This is a genomic window from Actinomadura rubrisoli (assembly GCF_004349215.1).
GTDB lineage: Bacteria > Actinomycetota > Actinomycetes > Streptosporangiales > Streptosporangiaceae > Spirillospora > Spirillospora rubrisoli.
The window spans coordinates 1-22,841 of sequence record NZ_SMKU01000145.1 but is presented as its reverse complement, the minus strand read 5'-3'; the positions used below and the strand labels follow the sequence as shown (position 1 = coordinate 22,841).

The 22,841-nt window shown below is 70.7% G+C and carries 27 protein-coding genes; 19 read left to right on the top strand and 8 right to left on the bottom strand.

The window, feature by feature from the left end; genetic code table 11:
* Position 1: 1 nt before the first annotated feature.
* Positions 2–1,414, bottom strand: a complete 1,413-nt coding sequence (locus E1298_RS49640) for a helix-hairpin-helix domain-containing protein (RefSeq protein ID WP_243725785.1) — start codon at positions 1,412–1,414, stop codon at positions 2–4.
* Between the two features lie 58 nt (positions 1,415–1,472).
* Positions 1,473–2,426: an aldo/keto reductase gene (locus tag E1298_RS25065; protein ID WP_131897347.1), complete on the bottom strand. Its 954-nt coding sequence runs from the start codon at positions 2,424–2,426 to the stop codon at positions 1,473–1,475.
* A 264-nt stretch (positions 2,427–2,690) separates the two neighbouring features.
* Between E1298_RS25065 and E1298_RS25060 the strand changes: the two genes are divergently transcribed.
* From E1298_RS25060 to E1298_RS48370, 11 genes are all read left to right on the top strand, one after another.
* The gene (locus tag E1298_RS25060; protein WP_131897345.1) at positions 2,691–3,509 is read left to right on the top strand and encodes an undecaprenyl-diphosphate phosphatase; all 819 of its coding nucleotides are present in this window, start codon (positions 2,691–2,693) and stop codon (positions 3,507–3,509) included.
* A 120-nt stretch (positions 3,510–3,629) separates the two neighbouring features.
* Positions 3,630–4,421, top strand: coding sequence for an SAM-dependent methyltransferase (locus E1298_RS25055; protein WP_131897353.1), 792 nt, complete (start codon positions 3,630–3,632; stop codon positions 4,419–4,421).
* A 4-nt stretch (positions 4,422–4,425) separates the two neighbouring features.
* Positions 4,426–5,160 (top strand): helix-turn-helix domain-containing protein, encoded by a 735-nt coding sequence (locus tag E1298_RS25050; protein ID WP_243725784.1) that lies wholly within the window; start codon positions 4,426–4,428, stop codon positions 5,158–5,160.
* Between the two features lie 60 nt (positions 5,161–5,220).
* Positions 5,221–5,664 carry an SRPBCC family protein gene (locus E1298_RS25045; protein WP_131897343.1) on the top strand — a complete coding sequence of 148 codons (444 nt, stop codon included), beginning with the start codon at positions 5,221–5,223 and terminating at the stop codon, positions 5,662–5,664.
* 88 nt (positions 5,665–5,752) lie between these two features.
* A complete protein-coding gene (locus E1298_RS25040; protein ID WP_131897341.1) occupies positions 5,753–6,313 on the top strand; it encodes a hypothetical protein in 561 nt (186 codons plus the stop codon).
* Positions 6,314–6,415: 102 nt separating this feature from the next.
* Positions 6,416–7,621 carry a helix-turn-helix domain-containing protein gene (locus E1298_RS25035; RefSeq protein ID WP_131897339.1) on the top strand — a complete coding sequence of 402 codons (1,206 nt, stop codon included), beginning with the start codon at positions 6,416–6,418 and terminating at the stop codon, positions 7,619–7,621.
* A gap of 168 nt (positions 7,622–7,789) precedes the next feature.
* Positions 7,790–8,041 carry a hypothetical protein gene (locus E1298_RS25030; RefSeq protein WP_131897337.1) on the top strand — a complete coding sequence of 84 codons (252 nt, stop codon included), beginning with the start codon at positions 7,790–7,792 and terminating at the stop codon, positions 8,039–8,041.
* A complete protein-coding gene (locus tag E1298_RS25025) occupies positions 8,038–8,460 on the top strand; it encodes a hypothetical protein (protein ID WP_131897335.1) in 423 nt (140 codons plus the stop codon). Before E1298_RS25030 ends, E1298_RS25025 begins: the two co-directional genes overlap by 4 nt.
* Complete coding sequence (locus E1298_RS25020; RefSeq protein ID WP_131897333.1) at positions 8,457–8,669, top strand: hypothetical protein; 213 nt, start codon at positions 8,457–8,459, stop codon at positions 8,667–8,669. Before E1298_RS25025 ends, E1298_RS25020 begins: the two co-directional genes overlap by 4 nt.
* Positions 8,670–9,182, top strand: a complete 513-nt coding sequence (locus E1298_RS25015) for a hypothetical protein (protein WP_131897331.1) — start codon at positions 8,670–8,672, stop codon at positions 9,180–9,182. It abuts the gene before it with no gap.
* Between the two features lie 232 nt (positions 9,183–9,414).
* Positions 9,415–9,738: a hypothetical protein gene (locus E1298_RS48370; RefSeq protein ID WP_165975652.1), complete on the top strand. Its 324-nt coding sequence runs from the start codon at positions 9,415–9,417 to the stop codon at positions 9,736–9,738.
* Positions 9,739–10,242: 504 nt separating this feature from the next.
* On the opposite strand, the gene E1298_RS25005 is transcribed toward E1298_RS48370, so the two are convergent.
* The 4 genes from E1298_RS25005 to E1298_RS24990 all read right to left on the bottom strand — a co-directional run bounded on the left by E1298_RS25005 (position 10,243) and on the right by E1298_RS24990 (position 14,447).
* A complete protein-coding gene (locus tag E1298_RS25005; RefSeq protein WP_131897327.1) occupies positions 10,243–11,025 on the bottom strand; it encodes a hypothetical protein in 783 nt (260 codons plus the stop codon).
* Positions 11,016–12,173, bottom strand: a complete 1,158-nt coding sequence (locus E1298_RS25000) for a terpene synthase family protein (protein ID WP_131897325.1) — start codon at positions 12,171–12,173, stop codon at positions 11,016–11,018. The genes E1298_RS25005 and E1298_RS25000 overlap by 10 nt, the downstream gene beginning before the upstream one ends.
* Before the next feature lie 154 nt (positions 12,174–12,327).
* Positions 12,328–13,680 (bottom strand): cytochrome P450, encoded by a 1,353-nt coding sequence (locus E1298_RS24995; protein WP_131897323.1) that lies wholly within the window; start codon positions 13,678–13,680, stop codon positions 12,328–12,330.
* Between the two features lie 287 nt (positions 13,681–13,967).
* On the bottom strand, positions 13,968–14,447 hold the full coding sequence (locus E1298_RS24990) for a hypothetical protein (RefSeq protein WP_131897321.1): 480 nt from the start codon (positions 14,445–14,447) through the stop codon (positions 13,968–13,970).
* A gap of 308 nt (positions 14,448–14,755) precedes the next feature.
* Between E1298_RS24990 and E1298_RS24985 the strand changes: the two genes are divergently transcribed.
* Positions 14,756–15,352 (top strand): RICIN domain-containing protein, encoded by a 597-nt coding sequence (locus E1298_RS24985; protein WP_131897319.1) that lies wholly within the window; start codon positions 14,756–14,758, stop codon positions 15,350–15,352.
* 510 nt (positions 15,353–15,862) lie between these two features.
* Here the strand turns inward: E1298_RS24985 and E1298_RS24980 are convergent.
* A complete protein-coding gene (locus tag E1298_RS24980) occupies positions 15,863–16,051 on the bottom strand; it encodes a hypothetical protein (RefSeq protein ID WP_131897317.1) in 189 nt (62 codons plus the stop codon).
* A gap of 46 nt (positions 16,052–16,097) precedes the next feature.
* Here E1298_RS24980 and E1298_RS24975 point away from each other — a divergent pair, with 46 nt between their 5' ends.
* From E1298_RS24975 to E1298_RS24965, 3 genes are all read left to right on the top strand, one after another.
* On the top strand, positions 16,098–16,763 hold the full coding sequence (locus tag E1298_RS24975; RefSeq protein ID WP_207944819.1) for a site-specific integrase: 666 nt from the start codon (positions 16,098–16,100) through the stop codon (positions 16,761–16,763).
* A 7-nt stretch (positions 16,764–16,770) separates the two neighbouring features.
* Positions 16,771–17,214 (top strand): helix-turn-helix domain-containing protein, encoded by a 444-nt coding sequence (locus E1298_RS49635; RefSeq protein WP_424923135.1) that lies wholly within the window; start codon positions 16,771–16,773, stop codon positions 17,212–17,214.
* Positions 17,215–17,367: 153 nt separating this feature from the next.
* Positions 17,368–19,008, top strand: coding sequence for a hypothetical protein (locus tag E1298_RS24965; protein WP_131897313.1), 1,641 nt, complete (start codon positions 17,368–17,370; stop codon positions 19,006–19,008).
* Between the two features lie 161 nt (positions 19,009–19,169).
* On the opposite strand, the gene E1298_RS24960 is transcribed toward E1298_RS24965, so the two are convergent.
* Positions 19,170–20,150: a magnesium and cobalt transport protein CorA gene (locus E1298_RS24960; RefSeq protein ID WP_243725782.1), complete on the bottom strand. Its 981-nt coding sequence runs from the start codon at positions 20,148–20,150 to the stop codon at positions 19,170–19,172.
* Positions 20,151–20,227: 77 nt separating this feature from the next.
* Here E1298_RS24960 and E1298_RS24955 point away from each other — a divergent pair, with 77 nt between their 5' ends.
* The 4 genes from E1298_RS24955 to E1298_RS24940 form a co-directional block, all read left to right on the top strand.
* On the top strand, positions 20,228–20,941 hold the full coding sequence (locus E1298_RS24955) for a histidine phosphatase family protein (RefSeq protein ID WP_131897309.1): 714 nt from the start codon (positions 20,228–20,230) through the stop codon (positions 20,939–20,941).
* Positions 20,942–20,951: 10 nt separating this feature from the next.
* Positions 20,952–21,500 (top strand): DUF3090 domain-containing protein, encoded by a 549-nt coding sequence (locus E1298_RS24950; protein WP_131897307.1) that lies wholly within the window; start codon positions 20,952–20,954, stop codon positions 21,498–21,500.
* A gap of 62 nt (positions 21,501–21,562) precedes the next feature.
* On the top strand, positions 21,563–22,342 hold the full coding sequence (locus E1298_RS24945; RefSeq protein ID WP_243725781.1) for an SCO1664 family protein: 780 nt from the start codon (positions 21,563–21,565) through the stop codon (positions 22,340–22,342).
* A gap of 54 nt (positions 22,343–22,396) precedes the next feature.
* Positions 22,397–22,841 (top strand): NRDE family protein (locus tag E1298_RS24940; protein WP_165975651.1); only part of this gene is annotated, 445 nt, incomplete at its 3' end.

The following is a 22,841-nucleotide window of genomic DNA, read 5'->3' as shown; positions in this document are numbered from 1 at the left end:
GTCAGATGTTTATAAGAGACCGGCCGCCTATCTCGGCCACGTTGCCTGCGTCGCTTGCGCTGCCCATGCCGCCTGCGCCGCCTGTCTCGGCCACGTTGCCTGCGTCGCCCGTGTTGCCCGTACTGCTCGTACTGCCTGTTTCGGCCGCGCTGCCCGCGCTGCCCGCGCCCGCGCCGTCCGCGCCGCCTGCGCCGCTCGCGCCGCCTGTCTCGCCCGTCTCGGCCGCGTTGCCCGCGTTGCCTGCGTCGGTTGTCTCGTCCGCGTTGCCTGTCTCGCCGGCGTCGCTTGTGCTGCTTGCCTCGCCGTTATCGAGGAGGGGCGCGGGGCGGTGGCCCGGCGCGTGCTCGGTGGCGGTGGCGGTGCCGTTCTGGGCGCCATCCGCCAGCCCGGGGACGAGGTTCACGGTGCTCGTGACCAGGTCGTCCGGAAGGGTGGCGGCCAGGTCCGCGGCGGTGCGGTCGGTGGGGGTGACGACGGCCACACGGACGCCTTGGCCTGCGGCTGCCGCGGCGAGGTCGAGGGCCGTCCGCTCCACCTGGCCGGGCGCCCCGCGCAGGATGCCGACGCCCGTGCGGAGTGCGGCGGTGAGCGCGAGGGAGCGGTCCTCGGGCAGGCCGGAGCGCAGGCTCTTGATCTCGGCGTCCTCCAGGAGCGGCGCGGCGGTGAGCGTCAGCCGCTGGAAGCCTTCGGCCGCCGCGTCCTCGGCCAGCGCCCACCGGGCGAGGCCCAGTGTCCGCTCCGGCTCCGGGGGCTCGGCGTCCTCCTCGAACGCCTCCTCGTCGAACTCGGGCTCCTCGGTGAGCTCCAGCACGTCTGCCTCGTCCAGGGCCGCCTCGACGGCGCCATTGGTGTCGGCGACCTGGAGCCGCTCCAGTGCGGTCAGCACGTCGGCGGCGGGCGTGACCGTGTGACCCTCCCGCGCCGCCTCGGTCAGCAGGTAGGCCACCAGGGCGCGGCCCCGGCGCGGGTCGTCGGGCCGCGCGTCCGGGCCGAGGAGACGCCGGGCGAAGTGGTCGGCCTGCCGCGGCAGGACGCCCGGGACGCGCAGCAGCCGCCACGGGTCGGCGCGCAGCAGCCCGGCCGCGCCGGACCCGAGCCGCGCGGCGGTCCGGGCCGCGAACGGCGCGGGGACGCCCGTCTCGGCGAACAGCCCGGTGAGGGCGGCGAGCCCCTCCTGGGCGGTCGGGCCCGCCTCGGGCGGCGGCGGCGCGCCGCCGCCGGGCGCCTGGCCACCGCGCGGGCCGGTGGCCTGCTTGGCGGCGGCCTCGCTGGCGGCGAGACCGGCGGCCTCGGCCGCGCGCATGGCCTCCGCGGCGCGCGCCGCCCGCTCGGCCTGGCTCGGGGCGGAGGCGGTGGTGCTTTCGGGGGTGTCGGTGTGGGAGTCGTTCACGGGCTTCCCGTCGCGGCTGGTCACGGTTGGCAGTGGACCGTCCAGAGCGTGCCATGGACGGCCCGGGGGGTCACGCAGGCGGTCACGAATGGGCCGGGGACATGTCGGACACGTCGTCCAGTGCGGCCCGGATCTCGTGGGGGAGCGTCAGGTCCTCGCTCTCCAGGATCGCGCCGAGCTGCGCGGCGGTGCGGGCGCCGACGACGGGGGCGGCGACGCCGGGCCGGTCCCGCACCCAGCTCAGCGCGACGCTGAGCGGCGACACGCCGAGGCCCTCGGCGGCGGTCACGACCGACTCCACGATCCGGCCGCACTCCTCGTCCAGGTACGGCTGGACGAACTCGGCGAAGTGCGGAGCGGCGGCCCGCGACCCGGCGGGGATGCCGGTGCGGTACTTGCCGGTCAGCACGCCGCGCCCGAGCGGCGACCAGGGCAGCAGCCCCGCCCCGGCGTCCAGGACGGCCGGGACGACCTCGCGCTCGATGTCGCGGCGCAGCAGCGAGTACTCCAGCTGGGCCGACACGACCGGCGCGCGGCCCGGCCACGCCCGCTGCCACGCGGCGGCCTTGGACACCTGCCAGCCCGCGTAGTTGGACACCCCGACGTAGCGGGTCCGGCCGGACGTGACCGCCTCGTCCAGCGCCGACAGCGTCTCCTCCAGCGGCGTCGCCGGGTCGTACACGTGCAGCTGCCACAGGTCGACGTGGTCGAGGTCCAGCCGGTCGAGCGAGGCGTCCAGCGCGCGCAGCAGGTGCCGCCGCGACCCGTCGTAGCGGCCGTTCGGCCGGATCGCGGCCTTGGTCGCGACGACGAGACGGTCACGGTCCATCGTCTCGCGCAGCAGGTGCCCGAGGATCCGCTCGCTGTCGCCGTCGCTGTAGACGTCGGCGGTGTCGACCAGGGTGCCCCCGGCCTCCACGAACGCGGTGAGCTGCGCCGCGGCCTCGTCCGGGTCGGTGTCCTGGCCCCAGGTCATGGTGCCGAGGCCCAGCCGCGACACCAGCAGTCCGCTCCGCCCGAGGTGACGCTCCTTCATAGCCGGTCAATCTAGCGGTCATCGCGGACGGCCCACCCCGACGTCACCGCGCGTATCCGGTCGGTGACGGCCGTCCGCGGAGGTGATCGGAGGATGTCCGCGACCGGTCGCGATGATGGCCTGGCGCGGCATTCGCGCAGGTAGTGGCGGAACGCGTGGAGCGTTCCGCGTGCCGCGGGTCCCCGGCCGACCGGTGGCCGCTACCCTTCCCTTGGGGCTCGGGCGCCGTGGCCCATCTCGCACTCTGGAGGGGACCAGCAGCTCGTGAACGTCGTGGAAGCGACCGTGCTCGGCATCGTCCAGGGGCTCACCGAGTTCCTGCCGATCTCCAGCTCGGGTCACCTGCTCATCGTCCCGGAGCTGCTGAATTGGGACGACCCGGGGGCGCCCTTCACGGCGGTCATCCAGCTCGGCACCATGGCCGCCGTCATCATCTACTTCTGGCGCGACCTCGTCCGGATCCTGACGACGTGGACCAAGAGCCTGTGGACGCCCGACCTGCGCCCGCACCAGGACGCGCGGATGGGCTGGTACATCGGCCTCGGCACCATCCCGATCGCGGTGTGCGGGCTGACGTTCAAGGACTTCATCGAGGAGCCGGCCCGCAACCTGTGGATCAACTCGTCCTCGCTGATCCTCATGGGCCTGCTGCTCATGGTCGCCGAGTGGGCGGGGATCAGGAAGCGCGAGGTCGCCGACCTCAACATGCGCGACGGCCTGCTGATCGGCGCGTTCCAGTGCCTGTCGCTGATCCCCGGCTCGTCGCGGTCGGGCTCCACGATGACCGGCGCGCTGTTCCTCGGCTACACCCGCGAGGCCGCGGCGCGGTACTCGTTCCTGCTGTCGATCCCCGCGGTGGTCCTGTCGGGCCTGTTCGAGATGCGCAAGGCGTTCGACGGCTCCCTCCAGCTGGTGCCGACCGTGGTCGCGACCCTGGTGTCGTTCGTCGTCGGCTACGCGTGCATCGCGTGGCTGCTGAAGTTCCTCACCCGCCACTCGATGATGGTGTTCGTCTACTACCGGGTCGCGCTCGGCGGGATCCTCCTCGGCCTGCTCGCCGCCGGCTCGATCTCCGCCACCTGAGCGTGGGCGGTCCTCCCCGCCGGATCCGCCCCGTCCAGGCCCGGCCCCCTGAGGCGAGGCCCGGCCCCCTGAGGCGGCGGCGCCCGCACGTATGATCGAGGGGTGACTTCCGACGCCGGGATGGGTCCGGATCCCAGGATCGACACCTCCGTGCCGCATTCGGCGCGGGTCTGGAACTTCCTGCTCGGGGGCAAGGACAACTACCCCGTCGACCGGCAGGCCGGCGAGGAGGTCTTCAAGACGTTCCCGGGCATGGTCGACATGGCCCGCCAGTCCCGCCGCATGCTCATCCGGGTGGTGCGGTACCTGGCCGGCGAGGCGGGGATCCGGCAGTTCCTGGACATCGGCACCGGGCTGCCCACCATGGACAACACCCACGAGGTCGCCCAGCGGACGGCGCCCGAGGCCCGCATCGTCTACGTCGACAACGACCCGCTGGTGCTGCTGCACGCCAGGACGCTGCTGACCAGCAGCCCCGAAGGCGCCACCGACTACATCGAGGCCGACGTCCGCGACCCGGACGCCATCCTCGCGCAGGCCGCCAGGACCCTGGACCTCACCCGCCCGGTGGCGCTCATGCTGATGGGCATCCTCGGCCTGGTGGACGACTACGACCAGGCCCGCGCGATCGTGGGGCGCCTGATGGCGGCGCTGCCTGCGGGCAGCTACCTGGCGGTCTACGACGGCACCGACACCGACCCCGCCTACGTGGAGGCCATCCGGGCCTACAACGCCGGCAGCGGCGCGATCGCCTACACCCCCCGCAGCCCCCAGCAGATCGCCGGCTACCTCGACGGCCTGGACCCGGTGGAGCCCGGCGTCGTCCCCGTCACGCGCTGGCGCCCCGACCCCCACGCCCCGGCGGAGGTCCCCGACGTCGCCTGCGTCGGCGGGGTGGCCCGCAAGGGCTGACGCGGTGTTCGACTCGTCCGACTTCGACCTGGTGCCGTACGCGGGTTTCGACATGGCGGAGTACGTGCGGCGCACCTATTGCAGCTGGCACGACTCGGGCTGGCGGTCGCTGCTCGTGCAGAGCTTCGCCCACGCGCGGCAGGCGGAGGCCCTGCCGCTGCCCGGGGTGTCCGACCTGCACCTTGTGCTCTGCACGAGCGGGGACGCGGTGATGCGCACGCACGACGGCGGCAGGGCGTCCCGGCGGCGCTGGGTCCCCGGCCGCCTGGAGCTCATGCTCCCCGGCCACCCGACCGTGCGCAGCTACCATGCGACGTCCGCGATGCGGAGCGTCCAGGTGCACATACCGCGGGCCACGGTCGAGCGGACGGCGGCCGAACTGGGCGGCCCCGCACCGGACTTCGAGGCGCTCTCCGCAGCCCTCGGCACAGGCGACGCGGTCGTCGAACACCTCATGCGCGCGCTCCCGGCCGCCCGTGACGCCGGCGACCTGTACGCGGAATCGGCCGCGGCCTTCCTCGTGACGCATCTGCTGACCCGGACCCGCGACCAGCCCCCGCCGGGCCCCGAGCACACGGCGGTCCGCAAAGGCATCGCGACCATGCGGGAGCGGCTCGCCGACACCGGTCTCACCATCGAGCAGATCGCCGAACGCTGCGGCTTCTCCAGCCCCGGAAGCCTGTCCTCGGCGTTCCTGAGGCACGTCGGCGTCCGTCCGTCGGTGTACCGCAAGATGTGACCGGCAGGACCGCAATCGGACGCATGTCCCGCGTCGGCGTCGGCGCCATAGCGTGACGGGATGCCGTACACCTACGCCGTCACCTCACATTCCCAGGCGAGCCCCGAAGCCGTGTTCACGGCCCTCGTCCACCCGGCGACCTGGCCATCGTGGTCGCCGATCGATTCCGTCGAGCTGGAGGACGGCGCCGACCCGGAAAAGCGGCAGCAGGTCGGCGACATCCGGATTTTCCGCGCCGGCCGAGGGGTCGCCCGGGAACGTATCGTTGAACTGGTGACCGACCGGCGGTTCGTCTACGAGAACACGGGCAGCCCGTTCCGCTCCTATAGAGGCACCGTCGAACTGGCCGAGTCACCGCACGGCGGCACCGACATCACCTGGACGGGAACCTTCCGGCCAAGGCTGCCCCTTACAGGACCGTTCTGGCAGTGGTACCTGACGCGCTTCATGCAGCGAATGGCCGACGGCCTGGCCGCGTACGCCGCCGCACCCGATCCGATATGAGGCGAACCGGTTCACCGTCTCCGCTGGATCGGGCGCCCCGCGATGGGATAATCAGCCCAAAGCGGTCGGCGGACCTGTGGAGACTCTCTTGGACGTCTCGTTCTCGATATTCATCGACGCATCGGTCAGCGCTTCCTCTATCGCGAAGTTCGTCTATGGCGGTTCCCTCGGAAGCCACCTTGAAGCGATCGGGGAGAATTCGCTGATGTCCGCGAAGTATGCCTTGGAGCGCGCCGCCTCGTCGGACGACAAGTTCCACTCGCTCAGATCTGTGGTCACCCACCTTGAGTCGGCTCATGTGGCCCTCTTCGCCGTATATTCGCCTCTCCTCCAGGGAAAGATCATCCAGAGGGCCTCGATCGGCACCCAGCAGCTGGCGGCCACCAAGGACTTCTACACGCTGGCCATGCTGGCGGTCTGTGACCGGTATCTTGAGGAGAGGCGAAATATGCTGAGGTCTCTCGATGCGATGAAGCCCGCGTGCGACGCCGCGGACGGCGGCAAGAATCTGGCCCAGGTCGGAAGAAGTCTGCTGAGGCTCGCCGCGAATCCCATTGACTGGGCCAGGAAGGCGCACAAGATGAACCAATACGCAACGCCCAATGAGAGTCTATATCTTGAGTTCAGGGCAAATATGGAAAAAGGGTGAGCCGAAGGGCGCCGGGGTGGCCGGGTGCTCAGACCCCCTGACGTCAAGAGGCCCTGCGCCTTAGCCTGAGGTTGTCGAGACACCCAGGGAGGTGCAGGGCCTATGTCTGAAGTTAGCATGATCGGCCGCAATCTTCGCCGTATCCGGACCGACCGAGACCTGTCCCAGGAAGGGCTCGCCGATGCCGCCGGCGTGTCAGTGGACGTCATCAGCAAGTTGGAGCAGGGCCGCCGCCACACCGCACGCATGACCACCCTGGCGAAGCTGGCCGCCGCACTCGACGTCGAGGTCTCGGCGCTGGTCGGCAAGCGCGAGCGGCTCGGAACCGACCGAGACGGAGGCAGCGTTCTCGCCCTCCGGGACGCGTTGCTCTCGCCGAGCCTGCTCCCGGGACTGGACCGCGATGACACCGATGACCCGACGCCGCCCGAACAACTGGAGCGGTCGGTCACCCGCGCGCACTGCCTGTACCGCATGGGCGACTTCGGTGAGCTGCTCGCCATGCTGCCCGGCCTCATCGGCGAGGCCCGCATCACCCACGCCGCGCTCGGCGCGCCGGCGGCGCAGTCGCTCGCACAGACCTACGAGGTCACCAGCGCCCTGCTGACCCAGATCGGCCGGACCGACCTCGGCATGGTCGCCGCCGAGCGGGCCGTCACCACGGCGCACGGCGGCGACGATCCTCTGCTGTGGGCATGGATGCACGCCGCCTACTCCTGGGTTCTGCTCCACCAGGACCGCTACGAGGAGGCCGAGCGGCTGGTCGTCGATACAGCGGAGCGGATCGAGCCCTCGTACCGTGACGGCGACGAGCGCCGGACCGCAGTATGGGGGAACCTGCTGCTGACCGCGGTGGCCCCGGCCGTCGCGCAGGACCGCGACCCGACGGAGTACCTGAGATTGGCGGGGGCGGGCGCCGAACGGGTGGGCAAACGCGTGATCATGTACCGGAGCTGGTTCGACGGATCGGCGGTCGCCATGCAGGGGGCGTACGGATACAGCACTCTCAAGCAGCCCGGCCGGGCGCTGGAGGCGGCCAAGCGCATCCGGCCGCCGTCCGCGCACACCCCCGGGGACCTGGAGGGCATCTCCTGGGGCGCACACCTGATGGACGTGGCACAGGCGCACCTCGACGCCGGGCATCACCGTACGGCCGCTAGAACGTTGCTGGACGCCCACAAGGTGTCGCCGGTGTGGTTCCGGCACCAACGCGTGGCGCGGGCGGTGACGACGGAGTTGCGCGAGCACGAGCGGCGCCTGACGCCGGAGACGCGCACGTTGGTGAAGGCCCTGGCTCTCGGAGACTAGGGCGCTCTGTCCTTGTCACACGATCCGATCGTCCCGCCGGCGGGGAGCCGGGTCCGAGTCGTCCGCTCGCGATCATGAAGACAGGGTTGCACCGTCCGTGGTTCTTAACCGTTTCCGGCGTCACTGTGTGTCACACGACGCAAGCGATCCGCAAGGAGACGGTTCACGGTGTGTGCGAGACAAGCATCCCCACACGACAACGAGGCGGAGAAGGCCGCGCTGCGGGACGAATTCCCGCGCTGGTCGATCATCTACACCACCGACACCGGCCGGTGGTGGGCGACGCAGACCACCAGACGCGCCCGGCTGGACGGTCGGTTGCTCGGCGCGCGCGTGTGTACGGAGCTGGACGCGGACACGGCCGACGGGCTGCGCGCGAAGCTGCGTGAGGTCGCCGAGGACGAGGCAGGTGCGCGGTGAGCGGGCCGGAGGCGTGGCGTGCCCTGGTCGAGGAGTTCCCCGGCTGGGTGGTGGAGGTGAAGGACGAGCCGGACGGAGCGTCTTGGTGCGCCTCGCGGCTCGTCCCGCCCGGGCACGGCGGTTTCCTCGGCGTGCAGGCCGATGAGGCGGGGCTGTTGCGCGAGTTGCTGCACGAGGCGGCCGGGATCGACGCCCGGCTGGCGTTGCGGGATCTGGCGGTCGAGCTGCGCAAGTGCGGCATCACCGCCACCGCTTACGACACGACGCTGACCGCGACGGGTCCAGGCGGGCGCACGCAGATGCTGACGTGCCGGTTGGGGTTGTTCCGCTGGTTGGCGGGCGGCCGGGTGATCGGGCCGATCGAGGACCCGCTGGCGGCCGTCGACGCCGTCCTGGCGTCCTTCGGGGACCGGGTATGAACCGGCTGACCGACACCGTGCTCGACCTGCCGCCCGTCCGCGATGCGCCCCCGAGCATCCCCGCCGCGATCACCACGTGGTGGGGACAGGCCACAAGGATGTGGTGGGCCCTGGTGCCGTCGCGGTACGGCCCGCGTCTGGTCGAGGCGCCGAGCGCAGAGGCGCTGGCGGTCGCCGTCGACTGGTACCTGCGGCGGGCGGCGATCTAGATGCCGTGGCTTCCCAGGCCGGGGACGGCGCTGCGCATCACCGCCCTGCGCGGCGTCGTCCCCAGCAGGCGCGGGAGGCTGCGCACGGCGGCCTCCCGCGCCCGCCTGCTCCTCGCGGGACTGGCCGCTCGGCATTCCACGGCCGGACAGGCGGAGGTCCTGTGTCCTGGCGCGGCGGCCGGGGACGACGTCGTCGGCGTCCCTGGCCGCCGCGCCGCCTTGCCGGTGACCGCGACGGATCATCTCGACACCCTCGCCCGTGCTCTGACCGCCGCTGGCTGGTCCGCGTCCCCGCGCTACGACGAGCGGCCCGCGCTGTTGCGGGTGGTCGCGCCCGAACTGCCGGGTGTCGGCGAGAGCATCCGCGTGAAGCCGGGCGTGAGCGGGGTGCCGTGGTTCATCTCGTCCACCGGTGACCCGCTGGCGCCCTGCCACGATCTCACCGGGGCGTGCGCGGCGATCGACGCCCGGCTGGGACCGGTCGTCGCGGCGGCGCGCACCGCGGCGCGCTGATCAGTACGGCTGCCCGGCGGACGGACGCCCCGACTCTGTGTCCTCTTCGCGAGTCCCGAACCACGAGTAGCTGAACGTGACCGGCTGATTCGTGTACTGCACGAACCCGCACGTATTCCTTCGCAGTGAGTAGTTGATTGACTACTGCAGGTTTATGCTGGGGCTGGCGGCGAGACCCTTCCTCCCACCCAGACGGCCGCCCTTCCGGCCACACCTCCCATGGAGAAAGAACATGAGCACACCCAAGCGAGCACGCTGGACGGCCAGGACCACCCTGGCGGCCGGCACCCTCACGGCCGCCCTCGCCGCTGCGGGCCCCGCCGCGTCCGCCGCCACCGCGTCCGCCACGCAAGCAGGCGAAATCATCACTTGCCAGGAGGTGGCCGCCGAGCTCCCCACGGTCTTCGGGCGCAACTGCAACACTGCGGCCCGGGGCCCGCTGTCGGGCTTCATCATCGTCGACGGCAGAACCCAGACCCTCTACCGCTGCGCAACCGGCTGGGCCGAGGGCGGGCTCTGGGTGCGCGGCCAAGACTGTCAGCTCATCGGCGGCTGACCCTGACCAGACGCCGAAGGCCCGGAGACCGCCGCACCAGGATCCGGGCCTTCATCCGCCCCAACTGACCACCCCCGGACCAACCGGCTCGGGTTCGAGGGGCACTTCGACCAGTGCAAGGTCGAACAGGGCGGCTGCGCCCACTCCTACGAAACACCTTGCCGGCGTGAACACCGCCGACTCGCCGGGGCCGCCCTGCTCGACCCCGGTATGCCCTCCACATGACCATGCGCCACCGGACCGGCCATCACCGGAGCGCATGTGAATCCCAGCGGGAGGTGGCGTGGATACCGTCCCCCCGATCGTTGGTTCAGGCGCCTGCGGATGCCGGACCGGGTCGTGGGCGGCCCGTCGCACCGACCTCCCGGGGAAGAACGCGATGCAGGGCGTGCTGGTGGAGGCTCCGTCAATCACCTGCCGACTGGGTCTCGCTTCGGACGGTTGACTCTTATGCGGCGCCCGCCCGGACCCTGCCCGTTGAACTCGCTGACGGCCCTATCGGCCTCAGGACGTCCGGCCTGGGATGCGGGCGTCCGGTCTCGCGAGATAGTGCCGGGCGAGGGTGACACCGTGGTCGATGGCCGTTGACATGCCGCCCAGTTGCCAAATGGTGCCGTCTGGACTGCGCAACAGGGAGCGGGTCGCCGATGCGGTCGCCGTGCGGGGGATGAGGTGGGTGCTGCCGCGGGCGGTGAGGGCTTGGGCAAGGTGGACCAGCGGGGCTCCGAGCGGTTCGTGGAAGTCGGCGTAGATGATGGCGGCTTGGCCGTCGGGGCGGAATCGGCGGAAGAGCCCGGCGGCCAGCCAAGGCTGCTGGATCAGGTTGGTCTTGGTGAGGCGGCCGTGGAAACAGGTCACATACAGGCTCTGGCCGCGACCGGTGGAATCGAGATCGTTCAGCGCCCGGTTGAAGACCGGCATGAAGACCCGGCATAGGCGGCGGTCGATGTCCATGTTGTAGAGCGGCCGCCGAGGGTTCTGGTCCGGCACGCCGTCGCGATCGCGTTGTTCGACCATCCGCAGCAGGGCCAGGTTCGGCTGGCCGGGGTCGAAGACCTGGAAGATCGCCCAGACGGTGTATCCGGGCCTGCGGTGGGCCGGGGCGATGCGGGCTCTGAGGCTGAGCACCTCTGAGCCGGTCCCTGCGGTCAGCGGCGCATACCCTCCGTCCGGCACGTAGAAATGCTCAAGGCGGGGATCGTGTGCCGACAGTTCCTTGGCTGTGGTGGCCAGCGCGGTTTCGACTCTCCGCGCGGTCGTCGTCGGCCACTGGTTCGTCACTGCCACGGTCGCCACCTGTCGTCGTTCGGCCGGCCCGTCATCGATGCGGGACGGTGTGATTCATGCGGTATGGCCGCGGGTCGGAGGTGGTGGACGTCTCCGGCGCGGGAGGTGGCCGGCGTGTCCACCAACGGTTGTCCCACCAGGTAGCGGCAGGTGTGGTTGCTCCAGTGGTTGACGCCGCCGACGAACTTGCGCAGGGCGTCGGCGTAGCGGTGGATCTGCTCGCGCTGATGCACGGGCAGCCCGCAGCCGTCGATGATGTCGCTGGTGGCCTCCAGGTCGTCGGCTGCGGCCGCCGCCATGTCGGCGATCTCGTAGAGGGTGTCCTGCACTGATAGGCCCTGTTGCTGCGACAGCAGTCGGACGAAGGTTCCTTCGCTGCGGCCGGCCAGGCGTTCCTTGATGAAGGAGCCGGCGTCGTTATACAGCAGCGAGTAGTCGCTGCAGGAGTTCTCCAGCCGCGTTACCACCGGGTGCTGGTAGAGCTCCTCGGGCAGGTCGATGCGCGAGATCCAGGCGGCCAGGGCGTAGTAGACGGGCATCGCGGCCGAGGTGCGGCGATTGGTGATGTAGCCGGAGACGGAGCCGAACCGTGCCTGGCCTTCACGGGCCTTGACCTCTTGTCGTGAGGAGGCCCCGTACAGCCGCAAGGCGTGGGTGAATCTGTCGGCGCACCGCCGGCTCATACCCAGGGCCCGCATACGGCCGAAGAAGTCGTCAAAGGGCGCCAGTTCGGCGGCGCCGACGGTCTCCAATAGGGCGCAGGCCGACAGGCTGGTGGCGGCGGCGGTCTTGCGGTCCATGAGGTCGTCCAGCCGGACCGCCCAGAAGTGAAAGTCGCTCAGGGCTCTGATCTGCCCCGCGGTGGCGTCGGGATAGACCCAGGACACAAAGCCCCCGACGTCCTCGCGCAGCAGCCGCTGGTATTCGGCCGGTGCCATTGCCATCTGCTCGCGCAGCCACCTGGCGCTGTGGTGCATCGCCGCGGCGTAGAAGTAGTTGCGCTGTACCGGGAAGGGCCGCACCCGCTTACTGAGGTCATGGCGTGGGGTGACGAGTTCGCTCAGCAGCGAGCCGTCCCAGAGCTTGGTCGAGGAGCTGAGGTAGGTATCAGTGGCCGATGAGCGATCGTGCGTCGCCGCTGCATGCATTGGGAGCCTCCTCCCTGGCAGTCGGGAAGCGGGGTGTCACGGTGGGGGTCTCGTTGGACTGCGGAGCTGACACGGTCCGTCGCCGCCCGCTGCTGGCCGGACGCGGCGCGGCGGTGGCGTTGTGCCGGACGGGGTCGTTCTCCGTGTGGATCAGCTACAGCCGGGGATGGGCCATGACACGCATGCGGAGCCCGCGGGGCATCAGCGTGGCGTGGACGGCGGGACGGGGGACCCGGTCGGTGAGGGGAACGAATCGCCACATGGAGGTCATGGCGGCCAGGGACAGAATGGCTTGGCTGTGCGCGAAGCGATCCCCGATGCATTTGCGGGCTCCTGCGCCGAAGGGGATGTAGGCGGTGCGGCCGGGTTTGTGCCCTTCCCAGCGGTCGGGATCGAAGCGGTCGGGGTCGGGGTACAGGTCGGGGCGCCGCTGGATGAGGTACGCGCTGTAGGCGAGCGTGGTGCCGGCCGGCAGGGACACCTCGCCCAGGCGGGTGTCGTGTGCGGCGGTGCGGGTCAGGAACCATGCGGACGGGTACATCCGCAGCGCCTCGGTGGCCACGTGGTCGGCGAAGGTCAGCTCCGGCAAGAGCTCGAAGGAGGGGGACCGGCCGCGCAGAACGCTCGCGGTGTGGGCATGCAGGCGCTCTTGGAGGCCGGGGGCGCGTCCGAGCTCGTACAAGGTCCAGGCCAGCAGGTTGGCCGTGGTCTCGGCGCCGGCGAGGAAGAAGGTCAGCACCTGCTCGGCGACCTCGGTGTCGCTCAGGGCCCGCAGGTCGCCGGTGCTGTCGGGGTCTTCGGCGCTCAGGAGGACCGAGAGCAGGCCGCCCTGGTCGGCGGCCCGGTCGGTGCGGCGGTCGCTGACGGCGTCGGCGATGGTCCGCCGCAGGCGCGCCTGGGCGCGGTTGTAGCGCAGGTTGCCGGGGGTCGGTACGCGGGTGAGCCGGGGCGGGGTGAGCATGCGGCGGAAGATCCCCGCAGTGGCGACGGTGAGGTCGTCGACGACCTGCCGGTCCGTCGCCGCCGACAACCGAGTGGCGAACATGGCCTTCACCATGGCCCGCATCGTCATGGTCACCATGGCGTGGTTGACGTCGATGACCTGTCCATGGCGCCACGACCGCGCCATGCTCAGGGCCGTGGTGACCATCGCCGTGGTGTACGCGGGGAAGTGCGCCGGATGGAAGGCGGGCTGGCACAGGCGGCGCTGGCGCCGGTGCAACTGGTGCGGGCAGGTCACCAGCCCGTCGCCGGAGGCCTCCCGTGCCCGGTCGTAGAACGGGCCGCCCTTGTCGAAGGTGCGGTCGTCCACCAGCATGGCCCGGGTCAGACCGGGGTCACACGTCATGATCACGGTCTGTGGCCCCAGGCGGATACGGACCAGGTCACCGTAGGCGGGAAGCGAGGACAAGAAGGTGAACGGGTCCCGTGCCAGGGCCACCGCGTGCCCCAGGAAGGGCAGGGCACCCGGGGCCGGAGGAACCGCCTCAACGCCCAGAACGCTCATGACCTCACCCGGCACCTTCTCCTGTCGCGTCCGCTCCGGTCCGGGACCTTCCCGCCCCCGGCGATGCCCAGGCCCGGATCACGTCCCGGATATGTCGCGCTTTGCGGCCATGTCGCGCTTTGCATACTGGAACCCGAGCTGACCGACATTGACGAGGCGCGTCGCCCGCACCCCGCGGATGCGCTCACGCGTCGGGTTCGTCCACCACTACAAGCCGCTCTCGGACGAGGAAGAGGCGTTCGACCCAGCTCAGCACCGGCCGCGCCGGGCCGACCGGGCGGGGTGGGTCAGAGCCAGCCGCCATGAGGGTCGGTCAGCTCATGACGAAGCACCGTACCCGCCATCACGCCACCTGCCCGAATACCAAGATCCATGAGGCATCCCCGGCGTCGAGCCGAGCCAATGGACGCGCCGGCTTCGCATCGGCTCATATACCGCCAGGATCCGGCGGAAGATCTCCTGGCTGGTCTTGAACTCGTGGGCGCTGTAGATGAGCAGTTCCTCGTTGAAGAGGGGCCGGCGAGGACGCGCGCCTCGAAGATCGCACTCTTGCCGTTCTGCCTGGGCACCAGGAGGCCGACTTCGAACGCGGCCCACCGGCCGTCCCCCTGCTCGTCGAGGGCGCGGTCCAGCACCCACCGCTGCCACGGGTCCAGGCACAGCCCGGCCTTGGCGGCGAGGTCGATGCACTCCTGGCCCGCCGAGGTGGCGAACTTGGGCACCGTGCAGATGCGCGGCTCGGCCACCCCGTCCAGCGTCGGGATCATTCTCCCGCGGCCCGGCGCCGGCGGCGGCGCTCGGCCACGGTCGACCCGGCGACCTCCGGGCCCCACCGCTCCAGGTCGGCGCGTGGGGCCGTCTCAAGATCAGCCATGGCACCTCCCTATTCGGGGCGAAGCCGATTTGCCCCACTTAGGTGCGCCGATTTGTCTCACTTAGGCGAAGTGTCAGTATCCGTCAATGGCGATGCTTGACACATTATGACCAGTGGAGGTCAACGGCGTTCGCAGACCAAGGAAACCCCCTGAGCGTCCTCACTGACGACCGACCCACTCTGCGGAGAGGAACGACAGCAATGTGGAAGCGGATGAGAACAACAGGGATCGCGGCGGGTTTGATGGCCGGAGTCGCGATCGCGGGGATGCTCGCGGGCACCACCACACTCGCGCAGGCGGCCGACCGCGACGAGCTGGACAGCTTCCCGATCGGCGGATTCAGGGCGCCTATCAAGGTCATCGACGTGGCCGGCTGGTCGAAGGAAGACAGAGGCAGAGTGCACCTGTGGGCTATCAGGACCACCGGGGATGTGAGCAATCAGCGGTGGATCCCTCAGCACGGCGGCACGGTCAACGGTCACGATCTCTTCAGATTCATCAACGAGGGGTCCGGGAAATGTCTCGACAAATCCGAAGACAGTCCGAACGGCAACGGAAACGTGGTCTACCAGCATACGTGTCACACCGGACCCAACCAGCTATGGGAGAGGATTCCGTTCAACAACAGCCCGCACACGCAACTCAAAAACCTCGCAGGCGGCCGCTGCCTCGATGTCGAAGGACCCACCTGGCAGGACGGTGCCACGATCCATGTCTGGGACTGCTATTCGACTAACGGTGAACCGGCACGGAGTCAGCGCTGGAACATAACTGAGGGAGGGTTCTCGAAAGGGTAGTCGAGTACCGGGCTGATCCCCTTCCGGCCCGTCCCAGCACGCCGGGACGGGCCGGAATAGCCCTTAGCGGAAATCACAGCAGAGTGATGGCGATCATGAACAGAGGGATCGAGTGAGGCCATGCCCATAAAACCGGAGTCCGCGCGGCGGAGCATGTTGCAGGCAGCCGGAATGGTCGAGCCTTCCCAGGATGAGGAGCATGCCGTCATCGTGGTGATCGCGGTGCTCCTGCACCCCCTATTCCTTGACCGGTCAGACGAGCGGGCCATGGCAGCGGCGGTCGCCCATCGAGTCGGATACGGAATCTTGCGTGCCACTGAGATGACCGAAGATCGCGCTTCGGTCGATACCCTGACCCCAAGATTCTGGCAGGTGCTGTTCAAAGGAGTTCTTGCGCCGCTCCGCGAATTCGCAGCCACGGGAGACAACAGCGACCGGTGGACTGCCGAGGACTGTGCCATCTATCTCGGCGGTAAGCGCTGGGCCAAGCGCCGTCGCTGGCGCAGACTGCTACCAGTTCCGAGAGCCCCGCACTGGCGGCCCGTAGAGGCGATCGCCCACGGACTCGTTGCAGCAGCGCCCCCACTCGGCGCACCGGTTGAGAGCTCCATGCGGGGGCGCGAGGTGCGCCGGGTCGTTCGGGTCGCCGCCCATGGCCTTCCAGCGCGCCAGCGGGACCTTGTGGTCGGCGTAGGTCACCGCCGATGCCTTCCTTGGCGCGCAGCGCAGACAGGGCCGTGCCCGGTTGACGGTCTACGGCAAGGCGATCACGATCGCGCAGTTCTTCGACTTTGTGATCGCCCGGTACCAGGCTGACATCAACCGGTTGACCGGGCACGTGGTGATCCAGCCGATCGATGAGTTCAACCGGCCGTCCAAGGCCGACTACGGGACACCGCGCGTTCCTCCCTCGACCACCGAGGTCCAGGCGTTGTTCGGCGGCTGGCGTGACGGCCTGCCGCAGGGCCGCAGGTTCCTGCCCGCTGCCCGGGACTACCTGGTGGCGTCGTTGTGGCGGCGAGCCGGATTGCGGATCAACGAGACGGTGCTGCTCGACATCCGTGACCGGCGGCCCGACCTGGGGCCGAGCGGCAAGCTGCACGTCCGCTTCGGCAAGGGCAGCCGCGGCCGCGGGCCCAAGCCTCGGCTGGTGTCGGCGATCAACCAGGTGGACGCGCTGCTGGAGTGGTGGCTCAACGACGTGCGCCACCGTTCGATGACGAATGGGACAACCCGGATGCACCGTTGCTGCCCAGCGAACGCCGTGATCGGCTCACCGGCCGGTGAGCCGGGCCGGGGACAACGCGCTGCGCACCGGGCTGACCGAGACGGTGGCCCGCCTCCTGCCGGCGTGGGACGGGCGCCTGACGCCGCATGTGCTGCGGCATTTTTGCGCGTCCTCGCTGTATGAGCGGGGGATGGACCTCAAGGCCATCCAGGAACTGCTCGGGCACGAGTGGTTGTCGACCACGACCCGGTACATCCACGTCCACGACGATCACGTGGAGCGGGCTGGGCCAGCGCCAACGCCCGCGTGGCCGCCCGACTCCAACAAGAACGGTAGAGCGATGCGCTGGAACCTGCGGATGAAGGCCGCCGAGAACGGCATCTGGAAGTCCACCGAGATGTGGCGCAGGCTCGCCGAGGCGGGCCTGGAGATCAGTGCGGGCAAGATGTCGGCGCTGTGGGCCGGCACGCCGACCACCCTCCGGCTGGACGACCTGGATGTGATCTGCGCGGTGCTGGAGTGCACCCCGACCGCTGTAGTCGCGGCGCGGCGGCCGAGCAAGCCCCAGGCCGCCGAAGGCACCCCGTCCCGGACACCGCGGCTGGGTCGCAACCGGACCCTGCCTCCGGCATGAGGGGTCCGCACCCGCGCCCCTGCCCCTGGCTGCGGGGAACGCCCGGTCGCCCATCCCAAGGCCACCTACTGCTACGGCTGCCGGACCCGCGGGCCGCGCACGCCGCCGCCATGTCGGGCGTGTGGGTCCACCACCCTCTACTACACCTCGGGGTTGTGCCAGCGCTGCCACAAGTACGCGCCCGTCCTGCCCGACTCCTGCCCGCACTGCCTGGCCTGGGGCCTGTTCAAGACCACCAGCGGCATCTGCCATGCCTGCCGCGACTGGCGACGCCGCAATCCCGGCCAGCGGCCCTCCCCCGGCTGCGATCGGGTGGACTCGCTCAACGGCGGCGGCCTGTGTCGGCTGTGCTGGCGGCGCTCCCGTGCGCTGGCCTGCGAGCTGACCGAGTTGCCAGGGCCCGAGGCCGTGACCGGCGGGCACCAGCTGTTCATCAGCGACCTGGAACAGCGGCTCGCACTGGCGACCCCGGCCGAGCTGCGCCGGAAACGGCGGGCACCGACCACTCGCTCGCGGACCCGACCGCGGCCCAGCCTCATCGTGCTGGTGCGCCACCACCAACTCGTGCTGATGCCCGCCGCCCGCGACCTGACCCGCCTGACCCGCCACCCCGACCCGCCGCAGCCCGCGCTGGAGGCCGTCGCCGTCGAGCAGGGCGAGAGGTTCGGCTGGGCGGTGGACACCGTCTCGGCGGTCCGTCGCGGTCTGCGCCTGCTGCCGGCGCCGGCCGATACCCCCGGCGCTGCGATCAGGGCCGGCGACGTGCGGCTGCTGCGCCGGCTTGGTCTTCCCGTCGACCTGACGACCGGCGTACTGCGGGTCGCCGGCGCCCTGGACGACGATCTGATCCCGGTCATCGTCACCTGGTTCAACGACCGCGTCCGCACGCTGCCCGCACCGATGGCCGAGGAACTGCGGCTGTGGTTCACGATCTCCCGGGAAGGCAGCACCACTCCGCCGCGGACCAGACCGCGCAACGACCGCACGATCCGCAACCAGTTCACCGTTGTGCTGCCGGTGCTCCGGCAATGGGCCCGCGGCCACCAGTCGCTGCGCGAGATCACCCGCGCCGACGTCCACGCCGCTCTGGCCCAGGCCGGTGCGCAACGCACCGACCTGCGCTTGGGACTGCGGGCCATCTTCCGTGTCCTCAAAGGCCGGCGGCGGGTCTTCAACGATCCGACCAGCCAGATCCCCGCCGGAACCTACGAATGCACCATCCCGCTGCCCCAACGATCCGACGACCTGCGCCAGGCACTGGCCTCCAGCGACCCCACCCGCGCGGCTCTGGCGGCCCTGCTCATCTTCCACGGCCTGCGCCCCCGCCAGCTCCGCCCCGCCCAGAGATCCTTCAGTAATCGCGAACTCGTGGAGGACGAGCATCGGGCACGCCCGGGTGGGGTAGGCCGCGGACTCGGGGTGCATGCGGGGCTCGGCGGTCCGGCCCCGGCCCAGGTCCTGAGGTCGGCAGATGACCACGACCCGCCGTTCGAGGCCCTCACCGCAGAGCCGGCAGCGCCGTTCGCGCACGCAGAGGGCCATCAGGTCCGCGCGGGTCTGGCCCCGGTGGCGCTCGGCGGTGATGGCCTCCTTGACCTGGTCGAGGTCCAGTCCCTGGAGGCGTTCGTCACTGTCGACCTGCTGTTCGTGCGGAAGCCTGGCCTGCCTTACCGGCGGGCCTTCGGTTACATCTGGCGCGGGATGCCGCGGGGGCCGGACCCGGCCCGGCGAACGGTGCGCACACCCTGCGGCACACATACGCCTCGGTCCAACTGGCGGCCCTTGTGGACGTGATGAAGATGGCGTCGTGGTTGGGACACCAGGACCCGGCTTCACGCTTCGCAAGTACGGGCACCTCATCCCGGACGGCGCCGATCGGGGACGCCGCGCGGTGGACGACTTCATGCCCTCCAGGCGAGAGTCGTGATCGCCTGATGACTCGCGATCGGGGTGGGTCAGAGCCAGCCGTTTTTGTGCAGGCGCCGGTAGAGGAAGCCGCTGATGGAGGCGATCAGGATGATGACCAGCGGGTATCCGAAGGTCCATTTGAGCTCGGGCATGTGGACGAAGTTCATGCCGTAGATCCCGGCGATCGCGGTGGGGACGGCGATGATGGCGGCCCAGGAGGAGATCTTGCGCATGTCCTCGTTCTGCTGCTTGCCGAGCAGCGCCAGGTGCGCGGTAAGGACGCTGTTGAGCAGCTCGTTGTGGGCGTCGACCTGGCCGTCCACCTGCAAGAGGTGGTCCAGGACGTCGCGGAAGTACTCGCGGGTGCCGCCGCATTCGGCGACGCGGCCCTTCACGATCTCCTGGAGGACGGGGATGAGGGGGTCCTCGGCGCCGCGGAACTCCAGCACCTCGCGCTTGAGGGAGTAGATGTCGGCGGTGACGTCGCGGGCGCCCGGGTCGAACACGGCGCGCTCCAGGCCGATGATGTCGACCTCGACCTCGTGCGCGACGAGGCCGTAGCGGTCGACCACCTCGTCGCACACCGCGTACAGGACGGACGCGGCGCCGTGCTTGAGCAGCTCGGGGGACTCCTCCAGGTGCTTGCGGACCGGGCCGAGGGGGTTGCCCGCGCCGTGCCGGACGGTCACGACGAAGTCGCGGCCCAGGAAGATCATGATCTCGCCGACCTCGATGTCGGAGGTCTCGTCGAGATAGGCCAGCGTCTTGAGCACCACGAAGATCGTGTCGTCGTAGCGCTCCAGCTTGGGCCGCTGGTGGGCGGAGACGGCGTCCTCGGCGGCCAGCGGGTGTAGCCGCAGCTCGTCCTTGACGAGCTCGAACTCCTCCTCGTCCGGCTCGAACAGGCCGATCCACACAAAGCAGTCGCCGTCCGCGCGGGCGAGGTCGAAGGCGTCGCTGATGTCGCCGTCGATATCGCTGCGCTTGCCGCCGGCGTAGATGGCCTTGTCCACAATCACGCGAAGCATTGTCGCGCATCCGCCGGGGTAACGCGGAATCGCGCCGATGATCACGCTGGGGCCCGGCATCTCCTAGAGTGCATACTGTGACGACCCTTCTCCTGGTTAGGCATGGCCTGACCGCCATGACCGGTCCCGTGCTGGCCGGCTGGACCCCCGGCGTCCGCCTGGACGAGCGGGGCCGCGCGCAGGCGTCGGCCCTCGCCGGGCGGCTGGAGCGCGTCCCGCTCGCCGCGGTCGTGTCGAGCCCGCTCGACCGGTGCGTCGAGACGGCCGAGGCGGTCGCCGCGGGGCGTCCCGAGCCGGCGGGCAAGGTCGAGACGGACGAGCGGTTCGGCGAGGTCCGGTACGGCGACTGGACGGGCCGTCCGCTGAAGGAGCTGGCGGAGGAGCCGCTCTGGCGTGTCGTCCAGACGCATCCGAGCGCCGTGCGCTTCCCCGGCGAGGAGGGCGAGGCGATGGCCGGCGCGCAGCACCGCGCGGTCACCGCGATCCGGGACTGGAACGCGCGGATCGCCGCCGAGCACGGCGAGGACGCGGCGTACCTGGTGTGCAGCCACGGCGACATCATCAAGGCCGTGGTCGCCGACGCGCTCGGCCTGCACCTGGACCAGTTCCAGCGGATCCAGGCCGACCCGGCGTCCCTCACCGTCGTCCGCTACACCGAGCTGCGGCCGTTCCTGGTCCGGCTCAACGACATCGGCGGCGATGTCGGGGAACTTCTGCCGAAGCCGCCCGCCGGGGACGGCGGCCAGGGCGGTCCTCGACCGGGTGACGCGGTCGTCGGCGGCGGCGCGTAGGGTCGGTGCCATGCCCGTCATCTCCTACGACCTGCCGGACAGGTTCGTCGCGGGCGCCGTCGGCCGGCCGGGCGACCGCGCGTTCTTCCTCCAGGCGCGCTCCGGCCGCCGCGTCACCAGCGTGGGGCTGGAGAAGTTCCAGGTCACGCTGCTGGCCGAGCGGCTGGAGGAGCTGCTGGACGAGGTGCTGCGCCGCAGCGGCGGGGAGACGCCCGTCCCGGCGGTGACGCCGTCTGAGCTGCGCGATGACGGTCCCCTCGACCAGCCGGTGGAGGAGGAGTTCAAGGTCGGCACGATGGCGCTCGCCTGGGACCCCGAGGACGAGCAGGTCGTGATCGAGGCCCAGGAGGTCACCGAGAGCGAGCAGGACGCCGAGGTCGGCGAGGACGACCCGGCCATCGCGGTGCTGCGGGTCCGGATCAGCGCCGCGCAGGCCCGCGCGTTCGCCGAGCGGGCCCTGAAGGTCGTCGCGGCGGGCCGGCCGCCGTGCCCGCTGTGCGGGCTGCCGCTCGACGCCGAGGGGCACGTGTGCCCCCGCCAGAACGGATACCTCGGCTAGATGGGAGCGCTTGAGACGCCGCTGTGCTGGATCATGGGTGGACGGGCCGGGAGAATGGGCGCATGACGCAGTCCTCCCGGGATCGGGCCCCGGCCGACGACGGCGGCCTCGGGCGCCCGGTGTCGCCCCGCGACGTCGAGGCGGCCGAGCGGCTGCTGCTCGGCGGACGGCTGAGCGTGGAGGGCCGGCTCGTCCAGGCGTCCAACGCCACGCTGTACTGCTCGGTGGAGCACGACGGGGTGAGCGCCGCCTGCGTCTACAAGCCGGTGGCGGGAGAGCGGCCGCTGTGGGACTTCCCCGACGGGACCCTCGCCGAGCGGGAGGTCGCGGCCTACGCGGTGTCCAAGGAGATGGGCTGGGGGCTGGTCCCGCCGACCGTGCACCGCGACGGCCCGTACGGGCCCGGCATGGTGCAGCTGTGGGTGGAGCCCGACCCCGACATCGACCTGGTGGCGCTGTCGCGCTCGGAGGAGGAGCCGATCCGCCGCATGTCGGTGTTCGACGCCGTCGTCAACAACGCCGACCGCAAGATCGGGCATCTGCTCCCGCCCGGCGACGGCCGCGTCTACGGCTGCGACCACGGGGTGTGCTTCTCCGTGGAGTACAAGCTGCGGACGGTGCTGTGGCAGTGGCGGGGCAAGCCGCTGACCGCCGAGGCGCTGGAGGCGCTCGGCCGCGTCGAGGCGGGCCTGCGCGGCGGAGCCCTCGGCAGGCGGCTCGGCGAGCTGCTCACCGCCACGGAGGTCGACGCGACCCGGCGGCGCGTGGAGCTGATGCTCAAGCACCGCATCCACCCCTACCCGCCGGAGGACTGGCCCGCGATCCCCTGGCCGCCCCTGTGACGCGGCGCTGACCCCGCTGTTCGGGCGTTTCGGGAGAGATGCTCCAATGTGGGCATGTGTACGGCGATCATCAGTTTCGACCCCTCCTCCCCGGTCCCGGTCCTGCTCGCGGGCGTGCGCGACGAGTTCGTCAAGCGCGCGTGGGAGCCGCCCGGCCGCCACTGGCCTGACCGTCCCGGCCTGGTCGGTGGCCGTGACCTGCGCGCCGGCGGGACGTGGCTCGCCGTGGACCCGTCCACGCCCCGCGTGTCGACGGTGCTGAACGGGCGCGGCCGGATGGCGCCCGAGGACGCCCGCTCGTCGCGCGGCGGGCTCCCGCTGCTCATGGCGGCGGACGGCAAGCTCGGCGGGCTGGACCTGCCGGCCTACGACCCGTTCCACCTCGTCTGCGCCGAGCCCGACCGGGTGCGGCTGTGGAGCTGGGACGGCGGGGAACTGGTGGAACGCTCCCTGGAGGCCGGCCTCCACATGATCGTCAACAGCGGCCTGGAGGGGGAGG